General features: G+C 58.6%; 16 protein-coding genes and 1 tRNA gene. 6 read left to right on the top strand and 11 right to left on the bottom strand.

Translation table 11 applies throughout. The features are described from left to right. Window positions 1-17 precede the first annotated feature (17 nt). On the bottom strand, window positions 18-1,439 hold the full coding sequence (locus ACOQOQ_RS09535) for an aldehyde dehydrogenase family protein (RefSeq protein ID WP_420566762.1): 1,422 nt from the start codon (window positions 1,437-1,439) through the stop codon (window positions 18-20). 107 nt (window positions 1,440-1,546) lie between these two features. On the opposite strand from ACOQOQ_RS09535, the gene ACOQOQ_RS09530 reads away from it, so the two are divergent. Then, window positions 1,547-2,410, top strand: a complete 864-nt coding sequence (locus ACOQOQ_RS09530; RefSeq protein WP_420566761.1) for a helix-turn-helix domain-containing protein — start codon at window positions 1,547-1,549, stop codon at window positions 2,408-2,410. Window positions 2,411-2,417: 7 nt separating this feature from the next. Here the strand turns inward: ACOQOQ_RS09530 and ACOQOQ_RS09525 are convergent, their stop codons facing one another. The 7 genes from ACOQOQ_RS09525 to urtA form a co-directional block, all read right to left on the bottom strand. Continuing rightward, a complete protein-coding gene (locus ACOQOQ_RS09525) occupies window positions 2,418-2,747 on the bottom strand; it encodes an FmdB family zinc ribbon protein (RefSeq protein ID WP_420566760.1) in 330 nt (109 codons plus the stop codon). 52 nt (window positions 2,748-2,799) lie between these two features. Continuing rightward, window positions 2,800-4,032 (bottom strand): formamidase, encoded by a 1,233-nt coding sequence (fmdA, locus tag ACOQOQ_RS09520; RefSeq protein ID WP_420566759.1) that lies wholly within the window; start codon window positions 4,030-4,032, stop codon window positions 2,800-2,802. 19 nt (window positions 4,033-4,051) lie between these two features. Further along, complete coding sequence (urtE, locus tag ACOQOQ_RS09515) at window positions 4,052-4,741, bottom strand: urea ABC transporter ATP-binding subunit UrtE (protein WP_420566758.1); 690 nt, start codon at window positions 4,739-4,741, stop codon at window positions 4,052-4,054. An 11-nt stretch (window positions 4,742-4,752) separates the two neighbouring features. Further along, window positions 4,753-5,502: an urea ABC transporter ATP-binding protein UrtD gene (urtD, locus tag ACOQOQ_RS09510; protein ID WP_420566757.1), complete on the bottom strand. Its 750-nt coding sequence runs from the start codon at window positions 5,500-5,502 to the stop codon at window positions 4,753-4,755. Window positions 5,503-5,513: 11 nt separating this feature from the next. Then, window positions 5,514-6,644 carry an urea ABC transporter permease subunit UrtC gene (gene urtC, locus ACOQOQ_RS09505; protein ID WP_420566756.1) on the bottom strand — a complete coding sequence of 377 codons (1,131 nt, stop codon included), beginning with the start codon at window positions 6,642-6,644 and terminating at the stop codon, window positions 5,514-5,516. 12 nt (window positions 6,645-6,656) lie between these two features. Continuing rightward, entirely contained in the window at window positions 6,657-7,583 is a 927-nt protein-coding gene (gene urtB / locus ACOQOQ_RS09500) for an urea ABC transporter permease subunit UrtB (protein WP_420566755.1), read from the bottom strand. An 89-nt stretch (window positions 7,584-7,672) separates the two neighbouring features. Beyond that, a complete protein-coding gene (gene urtA, locus ACOQOQ_RS09495) occupies window positions 7,673-8,947 on the bottom strand; it encodes an urea ABC transporter substrate-binding protein (protein ID WP_420566754.1) in 1,275 nt (424 codons plus the stop codon). A gap of 237 nt (window positions 8,948-9,184) precedes the next feature. On the opposite strand from urtA, the gene ACOQOQ_RS09490 reads away from it, so the two are divergent. Together ACOQOQ_RS09490 and ACOQOQ_RS09485 are read left to right on the top strand one after the other, a co-directional pair. Then, window positions 9,185-12,523, top strand: coding sequence for an ATP-binding protein (locus ACOQOQ_RS09490; protein WP_420566753.1), 3,339 nt, complete (start codon window positions 9,185-9,187; stop codon window positions 12,521-12,523). Then, a complete protein-coding gene (locus ACOQOQ_RS09485; RefSeq protein WP_420566752.1) occupies window positions 12,513-13,424 on the top strand; it encodes a response regulator in 912 nt (303 codons plus the stop codon). Before ACOQOQ_RS09490 ends, ACOQOQ_RS09485 begins: the two co-directional genes overlap by 11 nt. Window positions 13,425-13,558: 134 nt before the next feature. Here ACOQOQ_RS09485 and ACOQOQ_RS09480 read toward each other — a convergent pair whose 3' ends face one another. Both ACOQOQ_RS09480 and ACOQOQ_RS09475 read right to left on the bottom strand, forming a co-directional pair. Then, window positions 13,559-13,921 (bottom strand): DUF5368 domain-containing protein, encoded by a 363-nt coding sequence (locus ACOQOQ_RS09480; protein WP_420566751.1) that lies wholly within the window; start codon window positions 13,919-13,921, stop codon window positions 13,559-13,561. Between the two features lie 11 nt (window positions 13,922-13,932). Then, window positions 13,933-15,243 (bottom strand): NAD(P)/FAD-dependent oxidoreductase, encoded by a 1,311-nt coding sequence (locus ACOQOQ_RS09475; protein WP_420566750.1) that lies wholly within the window; start codon window positions 15,241-15,243, stop codon window positions 13,933-13,935. 623 nt (window positions 15,244-15,866) lie between these two features. Here ACOQOQ_RS09475 and ACOQOQ_RS09470 point away from each other — a divergent pair. The 3 genes from ACOQOQ_RS09470 (at window position 15,867) to ACOQOQ_RS09460 (ending at window position 18,137) form a co-directional block, all read left to right on the top strand. After that, a tRNA-Ser gene (locus ACOQOQ_RS09470) sits at window positions 15,867-15,956 on the top strand. 149 nt (window positions 15,957-16,105) lie between these two features. After that, window positions 16,106-16,750 (top strand): hypothetical protein, encoded by a 645-nt coding sequence (locus tag ACOQOQ_RS09465; protein WP_420566749.1) that lies wholly within the window; start codon window positions 16,106-16,108, stop codon window positions 16,748-16,750. A gap of 44 nt (window positions 16,751-16,794) precedes the next feature. Next, window positions 16,795-18,137 (top strand): IS3 family transposase gene (locus ACOQOQ_RS09460; RefSeq protein ID WP_420566748.1). Its coding sequence is split into 2 segments (ribosomal slippage): window positions 16,795-17,122 and window positions 17,122-18,137, totalling 1,344 coding nucleotides; the frame shifts between segments, so codons are not numbered across the junction. A 457-nt stretch (window positions 18,138-18,594) separates the two neighbouring features. Here ACOQOQ_RS09460 and ACOQOQ_RS09455 read toward each other — a convergent pair. After that, entirely contained in the window at window positions 18,595-20,691 is a 2,097-nt protein-coding gene (locus ACOQOQ_RS09455; protein ID WP_420566747.1) for an AIPR family protein, read from the bottom strand. Window positions 20,692-20,694 lie beyond the last annotated feature (3 nt).

Below are 20,694 nucleotides of genomic sequence, written 5' to 3'. Positions count from 1 at the left end.
CCTTTGAAGACCTGAGATCAGGTCGGTTCTGCGCTGGTCATCCAGCGCAATTCTGTGAATTCATGAATGCCCCAGCGGCCCCCGAACCGGCCGTAGCCGCTGGATTTCACGCCACCAAAGGGGGCATGAGGGGTATCGTCAAAGGTCGCGCGGTTGATGTGGCAGATACCGCTGTGCAACTGGTCCGCCACGTTCCGCGCGCGCGCCATATCCGTGCTGAAGACGGAACAGACCAGCCCGTATTCGCTGTCATTGGCGATAGTGATCGCCTCAAGATCGTTAACCACGCGGGTCATCGACACAAGCGGGCCGAAAACCTCTTCGTGATAGACGCGCATGTCCGGCTCGATCGCGTCCAGAAGGGTCGGTTCAACGCTGTTCCCCTGAACGCCGCCGCCGCCGACCAGACGCGCTCCCTTGGACAGCGCGTCGCTGATTAGCCCTGCGATACGCTCGGCCGCAGCGTGGCTGATCACAGGGCCGACATCGGTTTCGGGCAGGCGCGGATCGCCCAGGCTGAGTTGCGCGCGCAGGGCCTCGAGCTTTGCGGCAAAGGCATCAGCGATGGGGGCGGCCACGATCAGCCGCTCGGTAGACATGCAGACCTGCCCCTGGTTCAGATAGGCCCCGCGCAATGCCTCGCGGGCAGCGTGATCCAGATCGGCGTCCTCCAGCACCAGCATCGTCGATTGTCCGCCCAGCTCCAGCAGGGGCCGCTTAAGGTATTTCGCACACAGCTCGGCCACGCGCTGGCCCACGCGGGTGGACCCGGTGAAATTCACCCGCCGCACCACGGGCGAGGCGATCAATGCCTCGACGATTTCCTCGCTGTCCTCGGCGCGGGTCAATATTGGGGTCATCACGCCTTGGGGGAACCCGGCCTGATCAAACACCTCTCCGATCAGCCGCAGCGTACGCGGCGCAAAATCCGAACCCTTCAGTAATACCGTATTCCCACAAAGCAACGGCGCGGCCACGGCGCGGAACCCCAGCACCAGCGGTGCATTCCACGGCGAGATACCCAGACAAACGCCGCATGGCACACGCACGGCCTGGCTGGTGATGTCACGCGTTTCCTGCAGCGTCTCGGTCTTCTCGGCCTCGTCCGCGTAGACACCAACCTGGCGCAGGATTGACGCCGCAAACGAGATATTCGTATGGACCCACTTGGACGGAGCACCGATCTCTTCGGACAGGGCCGCGTGGAAATCTTCGCGGCGCGATTCCAGAACATCGGCGGCTCGGCTAAGCAGTTCCGCGCGCTGAGCCGCCGCCAGGGACGACCACGCAGGAAAGGCTGCCGCCGCTTGCGCGACCACATCCAAGCTTTGCGTTTTGTCCAGCGCGATCTCAGCGCTGACAATCCGCCCATCAATGGGGCTTTTGCGCTCGACCAGCAGCGCTCGCTGCTCGCTTTGCATCATCCGAGTAAGCGTCATTCCGTTTTCGGGCTGGGCCCGACCTCCCTTGAGTAAGCGTAGCTTGCCAGTATACTGACATGTAATGCTCGATTCTGGGCATTTATTGTTATTTTCTGGAAGACGCTATGAAAGACGGCTATGCCACGCTGCAAATCGAACGCGAAGCCCTGCACGACCAGATGCTGCGCGCCAGTCTGCCCCATGGATATGCCCGGCTGCTGTTTCTGGAACGCGGGACGCTGGTGACAGACGAATCCGAAGCCGCCACCACGGGCCCTGCCCTGTGTTACTGGCCACCCGAGCAAAGCCCGCCCCTGCGCTTGGGCGCCGGGTCGCGGGCGACGGTGTTGGGGCTAAGCGATACTATTATTCTGGATGCCATCGGCGCGCGCGCTGAATCCGTGCATCTGCGGATGTTGGCCGAAAAACCCTTTGTCGCCGCGCTGGACCAACCTGCTGATCACGAACAGGTGCTTGCTTTGATCCAATGGTTCAACGATGAACTGGCCACCCCCGAGCGCCGCTCGCCCATGTCGCTGGCCGCCTATCTGCGTCTCATGTTCATCTGCGCCCTCAGAACGCATCAGGCCGTCGCCGCCGAGGCAGGCCCTGAACAGACCAGCATCTTACGCCAATTCCGCCACCTGGTCGAATTGCACTACCGCGACCACTGGCAAATCGCGCGCTACGCGGACGAACTGGGTGTGGACTATGACCGCCTGCACCGGATCTGCAAACGTGAAACCGGCCGCAGCCCGGCCGAACTTGCGCACGAACGCATGACCGCCGAGGCCAAGGCCCGGCTGGAAAACTCGGGCTCGCCGTTGAAAAAGATTGCCGCGGATCTTGGCTTTGCCGACGCAACACGGTTCAGCCATTTTTTCAAGCGCCGGACCGACATGTCCCCCGGCGCTTACCGAGCCATCGTCTCGCGACCGGACGGCGACGACCTGACCGAGCTGCGGCGCGGCTTCTCGGACTGGCCGTAGCGGCGCATCAGTGGGAAATCATCCAAGGCCGCTTGGTTGGAAAGCTTTTCGATCCGTCGGGCCGATACAGGGTCTTCGAATTCTTCTTTTCTCCGCCCCCGCAGCAACCACATCCCGGCCCATGCGAGGACTTACGCGGGCTGTCTGCGCTGCGTTCGTTGGTTTCGTGCGCATGGCGGCGGCCTGAATCCATGACAGAGAGTTTCGGCGCGGTCATCATCACGCGCGGCGCGGGCAGCGCGCAGACCGGACAGGCACAGGGTTCCGAGAATTTCGACATCGGCACCAAGGATTCAAACGGGCCGCAATCATCGCACCAGTATTCATAGACGGGCATTGGGGTGTCCTTTGTTCGTGATGGGGCGGCAGGGTCCGCCGCCCCGGTTGCCTTACAGATCAGGGGCCAGCGGAATGTCGACCGAACCATCCAGGAACTTGGTCGGACCATCCGGATTAGGCATCATGCCATCAAATTCGAAGATATCCGTGGGCAGCCACAGCGTGGCACAGGCGTTCGGAATATCCACCACGCCCGAGATATGTCCCTGCACAGGCGCCGTGCCCAAAATCGCATAGGCCTGCGCGCCGGAATAGCCGAACTTCTTCAGATACTCGATCGCGTTCAGACAGGCCTGACGATACGCAATATGGACGTCCAGATAGTGTTGGGTGCCAGCCTCATCGACGCTGATGCCCTCGAAAATCAGGTAGTCATCATATTTCGGAGTGATCGGCGAGGGTTTGAAGATCGGGTTTTTCACACCGTATTTCGACATGCCCTCTTTGATCAGGCTGACCTTCAGGTGCAGCCAACCGGCCATTTCAATGGCCCCGCAGAAGGTAATCTCGCCATCGCCCTGGCTGAAGTGCAGATCCCCCATCGAAAGACCCGCGCCATCCACATAAACCGGGAAATAGATCTTCGACCCGCGGCTCAGGTCCTTGATGTCGCAGTTGCCGCCATGTTCGCGCGGGGGCACGGTGCGGGCGGCTTCGGCGGCGGCGGCGGCGCGTTCATCGCCCTTCATCGCGCCCATATGTGCGCTTTGGGTATTCGGCAGCGCAGCCAGTGGCGGCGTGCGATCGGGATCGGTATTGAACAGCGCGGTTTCACGCTCGTTCCACATGTCCAGCATCTTTCGATCGGGCAGACAGCCGATCAGACCGGGGTGGATCAGGCCGGCATATTTCACGCCGGGCACGTGGCGCGATTTGGTGAACATGCCTTCGAAATCCCAGATGGATTTCTGCGCTTCGGGGAAATGCTCGGTCAGGAAACCGCCGCCATTCTGTTTCGAAAAGAAGCCATTAAAGCCCCACTGGCTTTCTTCCTTGGCGCCGATGTCCAGGATTTCCACGACCAGCAGGTCGCCCGGCTCGGCCCCTTTGACACCGATAGGACCGGACAGATAGTGCACCTGCTCCAGTTCCACGTCGCGCACGTCACTGGCGTCGTCGTCGTTCTTGATCTGGCCGCCGGTCCAGTCATAGGTCTCGATCTTGAAATCGTCGCCAGGTTCGACCCAGACGTTGATCGGAATGTCGGGGTGCCACCTGTTGTGTACGTTCTCATTGGTGTGTGGGCTTTCGCTCAGGTCCACCGAAATCAGCGTATCTGCCATGTTACTGTCCTTTCTTTGATTAAACGGAGAGGAATTTCGAGACCTTCGCCTCGTCGATGCCGTCGCGCGGGCTGTCGTGTACAAACTGGCCGTTCTCGATGACCATCACCCGGTCAGCGACATCCAAAGCGAAGCTAAGCACTTGTTCCGAAACGATGATCGACAGGCCCTTCTGGTCACGGATCTTGCGCAGGGTGCGAGCCATTTCGCGAATAATCGAGGGCTGGATGCCTTCGGTCGGCTCATCCAGCAGCAGCACCTTGGGGTTAGAGGCCAGCGCGCGGGCAATCGCCAGCTGTTGCTGTTGCCCGCCCGACAGGTTGCCGCCCCGGCGTGATTTCATCTCCAGCAGCACGGGGAACAGTTCATAGATGTCGTCAGGCACCTTTTTGCTGCCCGTCACCGTCAGCCCCGTTTCCACGTTTTCCTGCACCGTCATGGCCGAGAAAATCATCCGCCCCTGCGGCACATAGGCGATACCCTTGGCGACGCGTTGATGAGATTTCAGCCCCGTTACCGGATCCGTCCCCACCGAGACCGCCCCGGATTTTTCCGGAACGATCCCCATCAGGGTTTTCATCAGCGTGGTCTTGCCCATGCCGTTGCGCCCCATGATGGCGACGATTTCGCCGGGTTTGACCTTTAGATCCAGCCCGTGCAGCACCTCGGATTCTCCATAGGCCGCGCGCAGTTCGCTTACATCCAGCATGTGATTTCTCCTTAGTGGCCTAGGTAAACTTCGATGACTTTGGGATCATTCTGCACCCGCTCCATCGAGCCTTCGGACAGGGTTTTGCCCTGGTGCAGGACGGTGACGCGGGTGGCGATATCTTCGACGAAACCCATGTCGTGTTCGATCACGATGACCGAGCGGTCCTTGATGATCCGGTTCAGCAGCTCTGCGGTTTTCTTGCGTTCGGCCACGGACATGCCAGCGACCGGTTCGTCCAGCATCAGCAGTTCAGGGTCCTGAATCAGCAGCATCCCAATCTCAAGCCACTGCTTCTGGCCGTGGCTCAGATAGGCGGCTTTTTCGTCCAGCTGATCGTCCAGAAAAATCGTCTCGGCGATTTCCTTGATCCGGGTTTTCACCGGGTCATCCCGGCGGAAGGTCAGCGCTCCGAACACGCCATGCCCCTTGGGATAGCTGAGTTCCAAATTCTCAAACACGGTCAGATCTTCATAGACCGAGGGAGTCTGGAATTTGCGCCCCACCCCGGCATGCACGATCTGATCCTCACGCATGGACAGCAGCTCGTGCCCCTTGAAATCAACCGAACCCGAGGTGGCCTTGGTCCGGCCGCAGATCAGGTCCAACACCGTGGTTTTGCCCGCCCCGTTGGGGCCGATGATCACGCGGCATTCGTTGGGTTCGACGTAAAAGCTCAGGTCGTTGACCGCCTTGAACCCATCAAAGGACACCGTCAGCCCCTCGACCGCCAACACGAAATTTGGGTTGTGAACAGACATGTAGGCTCTCCTTATTCGGCGGGGGTTTTGGCGCTGCCAGGCAGATCAACGTCCGAGGACTTTTTGAACAGCTTGGCGATGCGTGGGGCGATGTGGTCGGCGTAGATGCCTGCCAGACCGTTGGGAAAGAACATCACGACCGCGATGAACAATCCGCCCAATCCCAAGAGCCACAACTCGGGGAAGCTTTCGGAGAACGTGGTTTTCGCCCAGTTCACCGCCAACGCTCCATAGACCGCGCCCAGGATCGAAATCCGTCCGCCGACAGCGCAGAAAATCACCATCTCGATCGAGGGCACGATGCCAACCAGCGTGGGCGACATAAAGCCAACCTGCAGCGTGAACATCGCCCCGCCGATCCCGGCAAAAGCCGCGCCCAGACAGAAGACAAAGATCTTGAAATTCGCGACGTTGTAGCCCGAGAAGCGCACCCGGTCCTCTTGGTCGCGCATGGCGATCAGCAGACGGCCCAGCTTGGATTTTCGCACGTATTGCGCCGCCAGAAGCACCGCGAACAGCAGCACGCCATTGACGAAATACAGGATCTCTTTGGCCTCGTCGGTGCGGATGTCCCAACCCAGAAGCGTACGCAGGTCGGTGATGCCGTTGACGCCCCCGGTATAGCCCTGCTGGCCAATGATCAGGATCGTAAGGATCGCGGCAAAGGCCTGGGTGATGATGGCGAAATACACGCCGCCCACCCGCCGGGTGAACATCGCCACCCCAATGATAAAGGCAAAGGCCACCGGTACCGCGACCACCGCAATCAGGGCAAAGGTCAGGCTGTGGAAGGGCTCCCACCAGCCAGGCAGAGCGGTCAGCTGGTTCCAGTCCATAAAGTCCGGAATGCCCGGCGTGGACTGGATCGCGGTGTTTTCAGGCGTCGAGGCTTCGAGCTTGAGGAACATCGCCATGCAATAGCCCCCCAGCCCGAAAAACACGCCCTGGCCCAGGCTGAGGATACCCCCAGCCCCCCAGCACAGCACCAGCCCGATGGCGACGAAGGCATAGGTCAGGTACTTGCCGAACAGGTTCAGACGAAAGGTATCCAGCGCCATCGGTAGGACGACAAAGATGACGACGGCAAGGACGGCAAAGCCAATCAGTTCGGAACGGGAAAGAAAGCGGTTGGACGTTTCCATTGCGGCCTCCGGTTATTTGCGCAGTTTCATGGCGAACAGGCCTTGCGGGCGGATCATCAGGATGCCCACAACGGTCAGCAGCGTCAGAACCTTGGCCATCGAGCCGGACAGGAAGAACTCCATGATCGACTGGGCCTGGCTGATCGAGAAGGCGCTGGCGATGGTGCCCAGCAGGCTTGCCGCGCCGCCAAAGACGACCACAAGGAACGTATCGACGATATAAAGCTGCCCCGCCGTCGGGCCGGTGGACCCGATCATGGTAAAGGCCGATCCTGCCACGCCCGCGACCCCGCAACCGATGCCAAAGGTCAGACGGTCCGTCCATTCGGTGTTGATACCCACAGCACCCGCCATCACGCGGTTCTGGTTGATCGCGCGGACCTGACGGCCCCAGGTGGATTTGAACATCAGGATGTAGACAGCCGCCGAGATACCGACCGCCAGCACCATCACGAAAATCCCGTTGATCGGCACCTCGATCATGTCCGTCACCGGCATCGAGCCCATCATCCAGTCGGGAATGGTTACGCCCACTTCGCGCGCGCCGAACACGCTGCGATAGACCTGTTGCAGGATCAGGCTGAGGCCCCAGGTGGCCAGCAGCGTATCCAAAGGACGTTTATACAGGTGCCGGATCATGGCCCATTCCACCAGCAGCCCTAAGGCCCCTGACACTATGAACGCTAATATCATCGCCACAAAGAAATAGGCGCTGAACAGCGCCGGCATGTAGGTCGAAAACAGGTTCGACATCAAATAAGTGACATAGGCGCCCAGGATCATGAACTCGCCATGGGCCATGTTGATCACGCCCATCTGGCCAAAAATGATCGCCAGTCCCAGCGCCATGAGGACAAAGACGGAAAAGAGGATGAGCCCCGCGAAACCTTGCATGGCAAAGATCGCGCCCAGCTCGCTCATGGAATAGTCGGAAAACATCAGTTTCGCTCCTGTGGCCAGTCAGTGGATGTCATGAAAAGAGGTGGCCCGCCTGTCGCGAGCCGGGCCACCCAAGGGAGGATGACGACTTACTGGTAACCCTCGGGGAAGGGATCGGGCTCGACCAGATCGGCGGTTTCGAACACCACCTCGTACTGGCCGTCCGGCTTGGCCAGACCGACGCGGGTCTTGGACCACAGGTGATGGTTTTCGTGCACTTTCACATAGCCTTCGGGGGCCGAGGTCAGCTCGATACCCGGAGTGGCGGCGCGCACCTTATCGACGTCGAACGAGCCGGCGGCTTCAACGGCGGCTTTCCACAGCCACGGGCCAAGATAAGCAGCCTGGGTCACGTCGCCGATCACCATGTCTTCGCCCCACATCTCTTTGAAGGCTTTGACGAATTCCATGTTGTTGTCGTTGGTCAGCGACTGGAAATACTTCATGCAGGCATAGGCGCCATCGATGTTTTCGCCGCCAATGCCGCGGATCTCGTCCTCGGTCACGGAAATGGTCAGGACCAGCGGTTTTTCCTTGGTCATGTCGATGCCAGCGGCTTTCAGCTGCTTGTAGAACGCCACGTTCGAGCCACCCACGACGATCGCGTAAATCACGTCGGGTTTCTTCAGGCGGATCTTGTTGATGACCGAGTTGAACTGGGTGTGGCCCAGCGGATAGTAATCCTCGCCCACGACCTTGGCGCCGTCCAGGAAGTTCTCGATATGCTTGCGCGCGATCTTGTTCGAGGTGCGCGGCCAGATGTAATCGGACCCCAGCAGATAGAAGGTTTTTGCGCCCTTCTCTTTGGTGACCCAATCCAGACCTGCGATGATCTGCTGCGTGGCCTCTTGACCAGTGTAGATCACGTTGGGCGACTGCTCCAGACCTTCGTAGAAGGTGGGGTAATACAGGAAACCGTTATACTGCTCGAACACCGGCAGAACTGCCTTGCGGCTGGCCGAGGTCCAGCAGCCCATGACCGAGGCAACCTTGTCGTTGACCAGCAGTTTCTTGGCTTTTTCCGCAAAAGTCGGCCAATCGGATGCGCCGTCTTCCTGGATGTATTCGATCTTGCGACCCAGAATACCGCCCTGGGCGTTGATCTGCTCGATCGCCAGTTTTTCCGCCTGCACGGACCCGGTTTCCGAGATCGCCATGGTGCCTGTGATTGAATGCAGAATACCGATGGTTACGGTGTCATCGGTGACAGCCAGACCGGTGGTGTTGACGGCGGACGTGGGATAGTCGGCAGCCATCAGATGCTTGGGCGCGAACAGGGATGCAGTCAGTGCTGCCGCCCCACCTGCAAGAACGCTCCGGCGACTGACACCGGACGAGAGTTCATTGAGTTTTTTCTTGGACATATCGCCTCCTGAAACTTTGCGAGAAGTGACCTTGGGCGACTTTCTTTCCGCCCTCACCTCACAAGGTTTGCGGAAAATGCTGCAGTGCAGTATACGTCAAATGACGTATGTGAGTGCGCGTTTTTCCACCCCATAGTGAATTGCGGAACAGGGTGATGGACTCTTGAGGGAGGACGCGGGCGCAATCGCGCGTGCCCGCGCAAGAGGCTGTATCACACACACAAGCGGGAGTTCCCGATGGTGACAGCCTTGAAAGCGACAACAGAACGGCGACGCTATAATCGCTGGGTCGCGAACGAAACGATGGAAGATTTCGCGCTGCGTTTCACCGCTCGGCGGGCGCGCAGGTGGAGCTATGGCCGCGTGGCAAACACCGCGATTGGCTCGATCTCTTTTCTGGCGCTCGAGGCGATCGGCGGCACCATCACTTTGCTGTATGGGTTCGACATTGCTGTGGCCGCGATCATGCTGGTGGGGCTGTTGTTGTTCCTGACCGGATTGCCGATCAGCTATTATGCGGCCAAGCATGGCGTGGACATTGACCTGCTGACGCGAGGGGCTGGGTTTGGTTATATAGGATCAACCGTCACCTCACTGATCTACGCAAGTTTTACCTTTATTTTCTTTGCGTTAGAGGCCGCGATCCTGGCCCTGGCGATGGAGTTCTGTTTCGGATTACCGCTGATGCTGGGCTATCTGATCGCCGCTGTGGTGGTCATTCCGATGGTCGCCAAGGGCTTCACCAAAATCTCGGCCTTTCAGACCTGGACACAGCCCCTGTGGGTTATTTTGCACATTCTGCCCTTCGTGCTGCTGGCCTTTGTCGGCTATGATTTCGACACCTGGACCAGCTTTCCCGGACATGAATCCGAAACCAAGGAACGCTCGACCATCTTGATGATGGGGGCGGCGGCGGGCGTGGTGTTTTCACTGATCGCGCAGATTGGCGAGCAGGTGGATTTCCTGCGATTCCTGCCCGAGCCCAAGACCCGAGCTGACCGCCGAAAATGGTGGGCTGCCCTGATCACCGCCGGGCCGGGCTGGTCCATTTTGGGCGTGCTGAAAATGCTGGCGGGGTCCTATCTGGTCACGCTTGCGATCCGCGAATCTGTTCCCCTGGCCGAGGCCGCGGACCCTACCCGCATGTACTTTACCGCGTTTGATCAAGTGATTAACACGCCCTGGTTGGTATTGGCGCTGACAGGCATCTTCGTCATTCTGTCGCAGCTGAAAATTAACATCACCAACGCCTATGCCGGCTCGATCGCCTGGTCGAACTTTTTCTCGCGCTTAACCCACAGCCATCCGGGCCGGGTTGTCTGGCTGGTGTTCAACGTCGCCATCGCGCTGATCCTGATGGAGCTGGGCGTCTTTGCCGCGCTGGAAAGCATTCTGGCGCTCTATTCGCATGTAGCGCTGTCGTGGATCGGGGCGCTGGTGGCCGATCTGGTTATCAACAAACCGCTTGGCCTTAGCCCGCGCGGGATCGAGTTCCGCCGCGCACATCTATATGACGTCAATCCGGTGGGGATCGGGGGGATGATCGCAGCGTGTGTCATCTCGCTGGTGGCCTATGCCGGGGTGCTGGGAGAGATGTCCGAGGCCCTGTCCCCCGTGATCGCCCTGGGCACCGCTTTCGTTATGGCGCCGGTGATCGCCTATTGGACCAAAGGCAAATACTACATCGCCCGCGAACCGGTAAGCGCAGAACCGGGGCTGCATGAATGCTCGGTCTGCGAATACAAATTCGACGCCGAGGACATGACCCATTGTCCGTTCCATTCCGGACCGATCTGTTCGCTGTGCTGTACACTGGACAGCGCCTGCCGAGATGCCTGCAAACCCGAGGCCCGACTGGACAATACCCTGGCCGCGCTGGTTCATCGCACGTTTCCCGACCAGATCGCACATATGCTGATGTCGCGTCTGTCAATGTTCGGCATCGCAACGACCGGACTGGCACTGGGGTTCGGCGGGTTGCTTTTGATGATCCGTGGCTTCAAGGATCAGGCCAATTTTGACGCCGCACTGACCATCATTTTCTGCATCATGCTGATCATAATCGGCATCTGTGTCTGGATGTTCATTCTGGCCCATGAAAGCCAGGCCAAGGCCCGTGACGAAGCGACCCGCCAAACCGAAAGCCTGCTGCGTGAGATCCGCGCCCACGAACGCACCGACCGCGCCCTGCAAGAGGCCAAGGAAAAAGCCGAGGCCGCGAACCTGGCCAAGACCCGCTATATGAGCGGGCTAAGCCACGAGCTGCGCACGCCGCTGAACTCGATCTACGGTTTCGCTCAAATTTTAGAAAAAGACCCGCGAATTCCAGAGGAGCGCCGTGGCGCGGTCACTACGATCCGCCGGTCCTCGGAACATCTGGCCGGATTGATCGAAGGCTTGCTGGACATCAGCCGGATCGAGGCCGGCCGGCTGGAACTGACCCGCGACCGTATCAATCTGCGCACCTTCTTGCATCAGGTGGCCTCGATCTTCGAGGAAACCGCGCAAGAAAAAGGGTTGGACTTCAGCATCAAAACGCGTGGCGTCCTGCCCGACTGGATCGCCTGCGATGAAAAACGCCTGCGCCAGATCATCATCAACCTGATGTCGAATGCGATCCGATACACGCAGCAGGGCTCGGTTCAGCTGACCCTGAACTACCGCAACGAGGTCGCCGTGATCGAGGTCGCTGATACCGGCACCGGCATTCCCGCGCACGAGATTGATCGCATCTGGCGCCCGTTTGAACGGGGACGCGGCGCGATTGCCAGCGGGTCCGGGCTGGGCCTGACGATCACCAAACTGCTTGTCGAAATTCTGGGCGGCGAGATCGAGGTCGAAAGCACGCCCGGTCAGGGCAGCCTGTTCCGGGTTCGGATGATGCTGCCCTCGGTCGCGTATGAGAAAACCGCGCGCGCGGACGTGATCCGCACTTCGGCGGCGGGCTATACCGGACCACGCCGGACGCTGATGGTGGTGGATGATGACCTGAACCACTTGTCGCTGGTCGAGAATTACCTGACACCGGTCGGGTTTTCTGTGCTGCAAGCCCCCAATGCCGAAGTGGCCCTGGATATGCTGCGCGACATCCGCCCCGAGTTGTTCATTCTGGACATCGACATGCCCGGAATGGACGGCTGGCAACTGGCGCACGAGCTGCGTGAGGGGGGGCATGCAACCACCCCGATCGTGATGATCTCAGGCCATGCCTCGGACGCGCAGAAACCTGTGGCGCGCTCGGCCCTGTGCGATGCGTTTATCGCCAAGCCGTATAATCTGGATGACCTGCTTCTGCGCATCTGTGCGTTGCTAAAGGTCGAGCTGGTCCCCGAAAATCGCCCCACGGTCACCCCCGTTAGCGCAACAGGCCAGGTGCTAAAGCGTTCTGACGCGCTGTATATCCTGGAAATGGCCGATATCGGCCACACCAAAGCGATCCGCGACAAGATCACCGCGCTGGAGCTTGCCAGCGCCATTCCCCCTGACCTCAGCCTCTCATTGCGGCGCCGGATCGATCAGTTCGACATGGCCGGTGTACGCAACCTAATCGAAAAGGCCGATCAACATGCCGCTTGACCCCAACACGCACAACATCGCCCTGGTGGTGGATGACAGCCCCGAAGCACTGGAGTTTGTCTCGACCGCATTGGAGGACATCGGCATGACCGTCCTGACGGCGCGCGACGGGTCTGCCGCCATCGAACTGGTCAAACGTGTGCAGCCCGACGTGATCATGATGGACGCGATGATGCCCGGCATGGACGGGTTCGAGGCATGCCAAACGCTGAAATCAGCGCCCCATGCCACGGACGCACCGATAATCTTCATGACCGGACTGAACGACCGTGACAGCATCGTGCGCGGCCTGAGCAGTGGCGGGGTCGACTACATAACCAAACCGGTCGAGCTGGAAGAAATGATCGCTCGGGTAACGATCCATTTGCTGAATTCAAAGATGATGCGCAGCGCCCGCGAGGCATTGGACAGCTTCGGTCGTGCCGTTCTGGCAATTGACACCCAAGGCACCGTTATATGGGGGTCCCCGCGCGCCTATGACCTTTTGGACCAGGCCGGGTTGGCCGCCTCTGACCAGCTGGGGGCGCACGCGCCCCTGATGGCGTGGCTGGAACAGACCAGCACCCAACCTGTTTCCAGCATGGTGCCGCTTGAATGGCTGGGCTTGCGCTTCACCTATATCGGGCGGTCTTCGACAGGCGAATTACTTGTACGCCTTGACCCCACGACTGATGACCGCCCCCACGACATATTGGCTAAAGAATTGAACCTGACCGACCGCGAAGGAGAGGTTCTGTTCTGGCTGTCGCAAGGCAAGTCCAACCGCGACATCGCCGAGATCCTATCGCTGAGTGCACGCACGGTTAACAAGCATCTGGAAACGATTTTCCAGAAGCTTGGCGTCGAGAACCGGACCTCTGCCGCGATCATCGCCGATCGACGCCTGAATGGTCAGCGTTAAACCCGCCATATGCGCAAGACCAGATCATCCCGAGCGCGACCGGGTTCGGGTGCTGGACCATGACCAACGCCTCGTCGGCTAATGAGAGGGCGCGAACAGGCAGCCGGGCAGAACAACTGCCCGACCCTTTGGTGTCAATTCAGGTCTTCGGACCCGTGCCGCAACAGCAGTGATTGCGCCGTATAGACCAAGATCGCAATTCCGATAGCCCCAGCGACGGCAATCCCCAGAATCACGATCAGGTCGACCGGGCCGCCCAGGTCGCTCAACCGGGAACTGGTCATGGCCAACACAAACCAAACCGCTGCAATGGCACCAATAGGCATGGCCAGCTGTGCCAGCAGGAACTTGCGCCAGGAGATACTATGGTCCCGGATCAACACATATAGATAGGTCAGCGTCACCAGCCCCGCGATCACCACCATGGCCCAGAACAGACCTCGGCCAAAGATTTCCTCGAACACGGCCAGGATGGTGCTTAATGTCATGTCTTTCATGATATCTCTCCTTAGGCCCGGCCACGCAGCATGGCGTTATAGGTGGCTTTCAGCGCAACTTCTTTCATCAGCCAGCTGATCCACAACTCTTCCAGCGGTGCGATCACGCCGGGGAACGAGGGGGTCAGGTTGTTGTTATAGTCGAACTCGATCAGCATGGCGCGGCCGACGCGGGTAATCATCGGGCACGAGGTATAACCGTTGTAGCTTTCGGTTGGATCGCGCCCCTCGATGGCAGCGACCAGTCCATCCTCGACCACGGGAACCTGCCATTTGACCGAGGCTGCGGTTTTGCCCTTGGGCACGCCCGCCACGTCACCCAGCGCCCAGATGTTTTCATACCGCAAGTGGCGCAGGCTGAACTTGTCGCATTCCACCCAGCCCTGATCCGTCCATTTAGTGGCCCAACTGAGACCGGATTGACGGATCACGTCGGGCGCGCGCTGCGGAGGGATCACGTGGATATAGTCATAATCCATCTCCAGATCGATTCCGTCCGCATCAACGAAGGTCGCGCGTTTCTTGCCCGCATCGATGGATTTCAATGTGTGCTTCATCGAGGTTTCAATACCTCGCTGGCCGAACAGCATCCGCACCTTTTCCGCGACGATCGGCACGCCGAACAGCGCCCCTTGTGGCGCGGCATAACGGATTTCCATCTTGCTGCGAGTGCCGGCGGTGCGGGCAATGTCTTCGATCAGAAAGGTGTGCTTCAGCGGGGCGCCCGCGCATTTCATCTCGGTCGCGGGGCGGGTGAACAGACCCACGCCGCCGGTTTCGGTAAAGGTCTTTGCGGCCTTCCAGGTGGCGGCAGCATATTTCGGCCCGGCATACAGCGCACCGATGCCGTTTTCGCCGACCATATCCAGCGAAAACCCTTCGATCGCGTCGTGATCCAGCACCAGGCCAGGCGCGACGATCAGGAAATCATAGGCCACGGTTTTGCCGCCGCTGGTCGAAACGGTCTTGGCTTCGGGGTCGATGGCAGCGGCGGCCTCTTGGATCAGCGTCAGGCCCTTGGGCAGCCAATCGGTGGTCTTCGAGACCACATAGTCGGCGGGCTTCAGCCCCGCAGCCACCAGCGACAGGCCGGGCTGGTACAGGTGGTCGATCCGGGGGTCGATTATGGTGATCTGAGCCCCGTCCAGCCGCGAGACCAGACGATTGGCCAAGGCTGTACCCCCTGCCCCGGCGCCGATGATCACGATGCGCGCCTTTGTGGCGACCTGGGCCTGCGCACGAGGCGCTGTTCCAGCCGTGGCGAAAGCAGCACCTCCTGCGGCAAGGCTCAGCATTTGTCGCCTGTTCAGTTTAAAATTCATAATCTACACCTTCATAAGCATTGCAGCCGCGCGCGTTTCCTGCAGATCGACAAAACACAGCAAAGCCCCTCAGAGCCGGGATGCATCCGGCTTTCGCTGTTCCAATGCGATCGCCTCCGGCCCCCTTAAGTTGATTTTTCAATCCGCAGACGCGCACCGATTTCAGCCATATTCCACATCCTTGATGCACCTTTAGAGATTCATATTCTAATTGCGACATGTGTTTGTTGATTTAGGTCAAATTCCAGTTCGCGATTGAAATCTCAGCCACCACAAAGGTCATTTCCTTTTGGAAAATTGAACCGTTTCTATGTTGTCCTTCCCAAGGAACTCAAAATGGCTCACGCATCGGGGACAGCGCACGAAATGCAATTGCCAGGTCGTGGAGTGAGGTTCGTCACGTATACGCCCAAGTTATCCCAATCCATCGCTGCCTTTCCCGCATTACCGTTTCTGGACTGATCGAACAGAAACGGATTCGAAACGCTCGCGGATCGCAAACCGCTCTGCCTTGGTTCCAAGAACGCACCGAAAACCAACGACAAAGCCTTGTTTTATTGGTTGAACTAAAACTTGGAAAAACCGTCTTGTTTCTTTGGACTTGCTTGCATATACGGATCAGCGGAGACGTGGCCGAGTGGTCGAAGGCGCTCCCCTGCTAAGGGAGTATACGGGAGACCGTATCGAGGGTTCGAATCCCTTCGTCTCCGCCATCTATAATCATTTTGATTTGACTGTAAGTCGCGGTTTTTCAAGCGACTTTCTGGATTTCCATCAGCTCGAAGCAGTCTTTTAGATCGATTTTGCTATACAAAACGCTATACATTCTGCTTTACATCGACTGCGTAATGGCGAGGTGGCAATGGCGATCAAACCCCGTGGTAAGAAGCTCTCGCTCTACAGGAGGGTTCCCAAAAGGTATGAATCGGTCGAGCCGCGCAAGTTCATCTGGTTGTCTTTGCACACGGACAGCATGTCCGAGGCCGAGGCGAAAGCGGGTCCGGCGTGGGAGCAGTTGGTGGCCGGGTGGGAGGCCAAGCTGGCCGGTGACACGTCTGATGCCGAACAGCGTTTTGAGGCAGCTCGTGAACTCGCGGAGGCGCGCGGCTTCCGCTACATGCGCGTGGACAAGGTCGCCAAGCTGCCCACAGAGGAACTCCTGGATCGGATCGATGCGGTTCCGGTGAGCAAGGGTAGGCCAGACCTCCGGGAGGCGGCTGCACTTCTCGGCGGTGCCAAGGAGCCCGAGATCACCGTCACACGCGCCCTGGAACTCTACTGGGACCTGGCGCGCGAGAAGACCTTCGGTAAGAGCGCTGACCAGGTTCGCAAGTGGCAGAACCCCCGGAAGAAGGCCATCAAGACCTTTGTCACGGTCGTGGGCGACAAGTCCATGTCCGAGATCACCGGCGACGACATGCTCGATTTCCGCGCCTGGTGGCTGGACAGGATTGAAAATGAAGGCTGTCTGACGTCAGCGCTTATGGGGCCAAATAGGGCAATTTGATAAGAGAGTGTTTCTGGCTCATCGTCACCACTGAGGAGTTGAAGATGAGAAAGACAACCAAGAGCCCGGGCGAGAAGATCGTCAAAGACATCAAACGCGCCACGCGTAAACAGTATTCCTCCGAGGAGAAGATCAGGATCGTCTTGGACGGTCTGCGTGGCGAGGACAGCATTGCAGAGCTGTGCCGCCGTGAGGGGATTTCCCAAGGGGTTTACTACAAATGGTCTAAGGACTTCATGGAGGCAGGAAAGAAGCGGCTGGCGGGCGATACAGCGCGAGCAGCGACGAGTGACGAAGTCAAAGATCTGCGCCGTGAGGCCCGTGACCTGAAGGAGGTCGTGGCTGAGCAAACGCTGGAATTGCGCCTTCTCAAAAAAAGCATGACAGGCGATGGGGGCGACCACGAATGAGGTATCCCGCATCTGAGAAACTGGAGATCATCAGGCTGGTCGAAGAAAGCCACCTGTCAGCCCGTCAGACACTGGCCAAGCTCGGCATTCCGCGCACAACGTTCTACCGCTGGTACGACCGATACCTGCAACGCGGCGAAGCCGGTCTTGCGGACCAATCTCCCAAGCCAAAGCATGTCTGGAACCGCATCCCGGACGAAGTGCGGCACAAGGTCGTCAAGCTGGCGCTGAAGGAAACAGAGCTCTCGCCGCGAGAGCTGGCGGTGACGTTCACGGATACAGAAAGCTACTTTGTATCAGAGGCTTCGGTTTATCGCGTACTGAAGGCGCATGATCTGATCACCAGCCCGGCCTTCATCGTGCTCAAGGCTACAAGCGAGTTCAAAGACAAAACCACCGCCATCAACCAACTTTGGCAGACGGACTTCACTTACCTGAAAGTTCTGGGCTGGGGCTGGTTCTATCTCAGCACGATCCTGGACGACTACAGCCGTTACATCATCTCGTGGAAGCTTTGCACCAATATGAGGACGGAAGATGTGACGGACACGCTGGACCTGGCGTTACAGGCTTCGGGTTGCGATCAGGTCCACGTCGTTCACAAGCCACGACTGCTGAGTGACAACGGCTCCAGCTACGTCTCTGGCGATTTGGCCGAATGGCTGCAGGACAAGGGAATGAAGCATTCTCGCGGTGCGCCGTATCACCCCCAAACCCAAGGCAAGATTGAGCGCTGGCATCAAACCCTGAAGAACCGCATCCTGCTGGAAAATTACTTCTTGCCCGGCGATCTCGAAACCCAGATCGGTGCCTTCGTCGATCACTACAACCATCAGCGCTACCATGAGAGCCTGAACAACGTCACGCCGTCCGACGTCTACTTCGGGCGCTCACAAGCCATTCTAAACCAAAGAGAAAGGATCAAACGAAACACGCTCGAAGCGCGACGCTTGCATCACAGAAAACACGCCGCATAATCAAACCAACCAGATGAGCCAAACTCTCACTCAGTTTAGGCCCGCTTTGGCTCCAAAAACCCTGACGACGTACATATAATAATATTAGGGGGGCGTTACATGGAAATCTCCTTCCGGCAATTTTTCCCTCTTCCGGCTATCAGATACGCTCCCCGGAAATGAGACTGTTTAAAAAACCACTTAGCGTTATTCCGGATGGCGGGAAGTTATGCGCTGCTTTTCCCGGGCCTAATGTGGTCTGTGCGCGGCGAGGAATGGCTCGACATTTCGAGAGGGATGCACCGGCGACCCAACGGGAGGGCAAAGTCCTAGCAGAAAAGACAGCACATGAAGGGGATGTATTCTGGTGCGATAGCGTTGGGGCGCCTGAACGCTCTGTTTGCCTTCACGAAGGATGCTTGGCAGGTTCGTGTCTTGAGCGACCCTGAGTGCGAAACCTTTGCTGCTATTGCGCTGTTCAACCATCAGGTCCGCAAACCTTGGTCAATTGATAGGATACGTATCCCTGCTGTCGCGCCCGCTCCAGCACGGCCATGGCCTTGACCGACTGTGCTTCCGACAAAGGTCGCACTCGGAGCCGTGTAGCTGCCTCCAAGATACCGTCCTCAGTAGGTGTGAGACGCATGCCAGAACTGCGTGTCCAGTCCCGGAGGGAGGCCCATTCATCCGACCCGATTTCCGCGACCGTCGCCTGTGCCTTTATTCCGTCCACCATGCGCTGATCGCGACGGCCTTCCGAGGCTCTCTCGCGACGTTCCGCCGTGCCTATCAGCATGTCCGAAATGTCGCTGCGGAATTCGAGGTCCATCTTCATCGCGGACTCGACACAAGCTTTCTTCTTTGCCCATTCCGTCGGGTTGCTGCCGCCAGCTGGCGGGGACAGGAGATGCATGTGCATGGCTTCCCCATATTGATCGAGAACATCGACCAACGTATCGGGCAGATCTTGTGCATTCCAGATCTTCTTTAGGTCGATCGACTGTTTCTGCTCCTCCACGTCACGGACGAGCTTCGCGATCGCATAACAAACCGTGTTCGCGCGGAGTCCACCAGTATACCAGGAACTGGCAGCATCCGAGACAATCCGCTCGGTCTTGCGAAAAACAATCAATTTCGAAATCGCATTGCGGAACCATTCTTCCGAGAAAGCCTCGTCTCGCTTGTCCCACTCCTTGCCGATAGCGTGCGCAAAATGCGCAAAGTTCTTCTGCGCGCCGAGGCTCACGATTTCCGGGCGGCCGCGCCATGTCATCTCGGCTTTGGCGAGGTCCGTCTTGGTGAAAAGCTGTGTCCGTGGATGTTCGAGGTCGAACTTTCTCCGCTGTGCCGGTGTCAGGCGAGACCGGCGGTCCGCAAACTGGCCACGAGCGCGTTCATAGAACCATCGGCTTTGCGTAAAATTTCCATCTTTCGCCGGGGCATAGAGCCTGCGTGAGATTTCTTCCATTCTGACATGGAAGGGGTGGTTGGAGAAGAAGTCCGCCGCCGCGATCCGATTTTGACTGTTTGCATACCGGGAAATGTCCGGAACAATCTTCTCGGCTTTCTCCGCATCGACGATAGACAGCTTCATCTGGACGAACGTCTTTGACAGGTCCTTCCCGTCGCGCAGGGCCGCGTGGATGGATGCGCTGGTCTGTCCTCCGTTCACGATCTGTAAATTCGTCAGGCGGGTCATCATCGGAATGCCGTCGCGATTTTCGATCTCGACAGACTCGGCCGTCGCAGTGATCCCGTTATTGTATGCGAAGAACATCGAGGGGTCCTCCTCGATCGTCTTTCGGATGCCCTTGTTCACATTGCCGCGCGCTTGCAGGAAAACGCGCACATTCTGTTCGAGGAGCCGGGCCTGCCACCGGTCATAGATCGAGGCAAGAACCGACCCTGGAAGTGCCGCGAGGTATGCCTCGTAGGGCGAGTCCGGCATGTGGGCGGCAAGCACCGGGATCGCACCGCCGTGCTGGTCGAGTTCTACTACAATGTCCTCGCGCCCCATCGCGGAACTCTCGATACGCTCTAGGCGAGACACGTCCCATACACTGTAACTGACCGGACGCTCCAGAAACTCTGTCATCTCGCGACCATCGACACGGCTGCTCAGCTTTCGGTCGGTCAGGAGGAGAAGTCGGATCTTCTTTACTGACGACCACCGCGCTGCAATCATGTCGGCCAATTCAAATCCGGGCGACGTCTCCTCGAGCCTGTTTCGCCAATCCTCGTCGAGAGCGGCCTTGAGGAAACGGAGAGGCCTTTTGAACTGATTGTTCAACTCTGTGCCGGTCAATGTCGGGGCGTTCGGATCGTCTGCATGATCGACAACGAGAAGCGTTAGCTGCTTAGACTTCCTCGGGTCGCCGCCCCAGCCGTCCACGCGAATTCCGGATTGCGGTGTGCCCCGATGGTGGAAATACTCAAGGGTATCGATCTCGCCTGATCCGGTTATCGTGTCAGTCACCCGGGCGAAAAACGCCTCTTCCATCGACGTGCCATTCGCTTCGGAAAGCAGCCGGACGTCTTCGCGTAGCATATTGGCATACTGATCGACATCGCCCATGTT

Origin of the sequence: Thalassovita sp. (assembly GCF_965218685.1) — a bacterium.
Taxonomy (GTDB): Bacteria; Pseudomonadota; Alphaproteobacteria; order Rhodobacterales; family Rhodobacteraceae; genus Thalassobius.
This window is presented reverse-complemented; position numbering and strand designations above follow the sequence as displayed.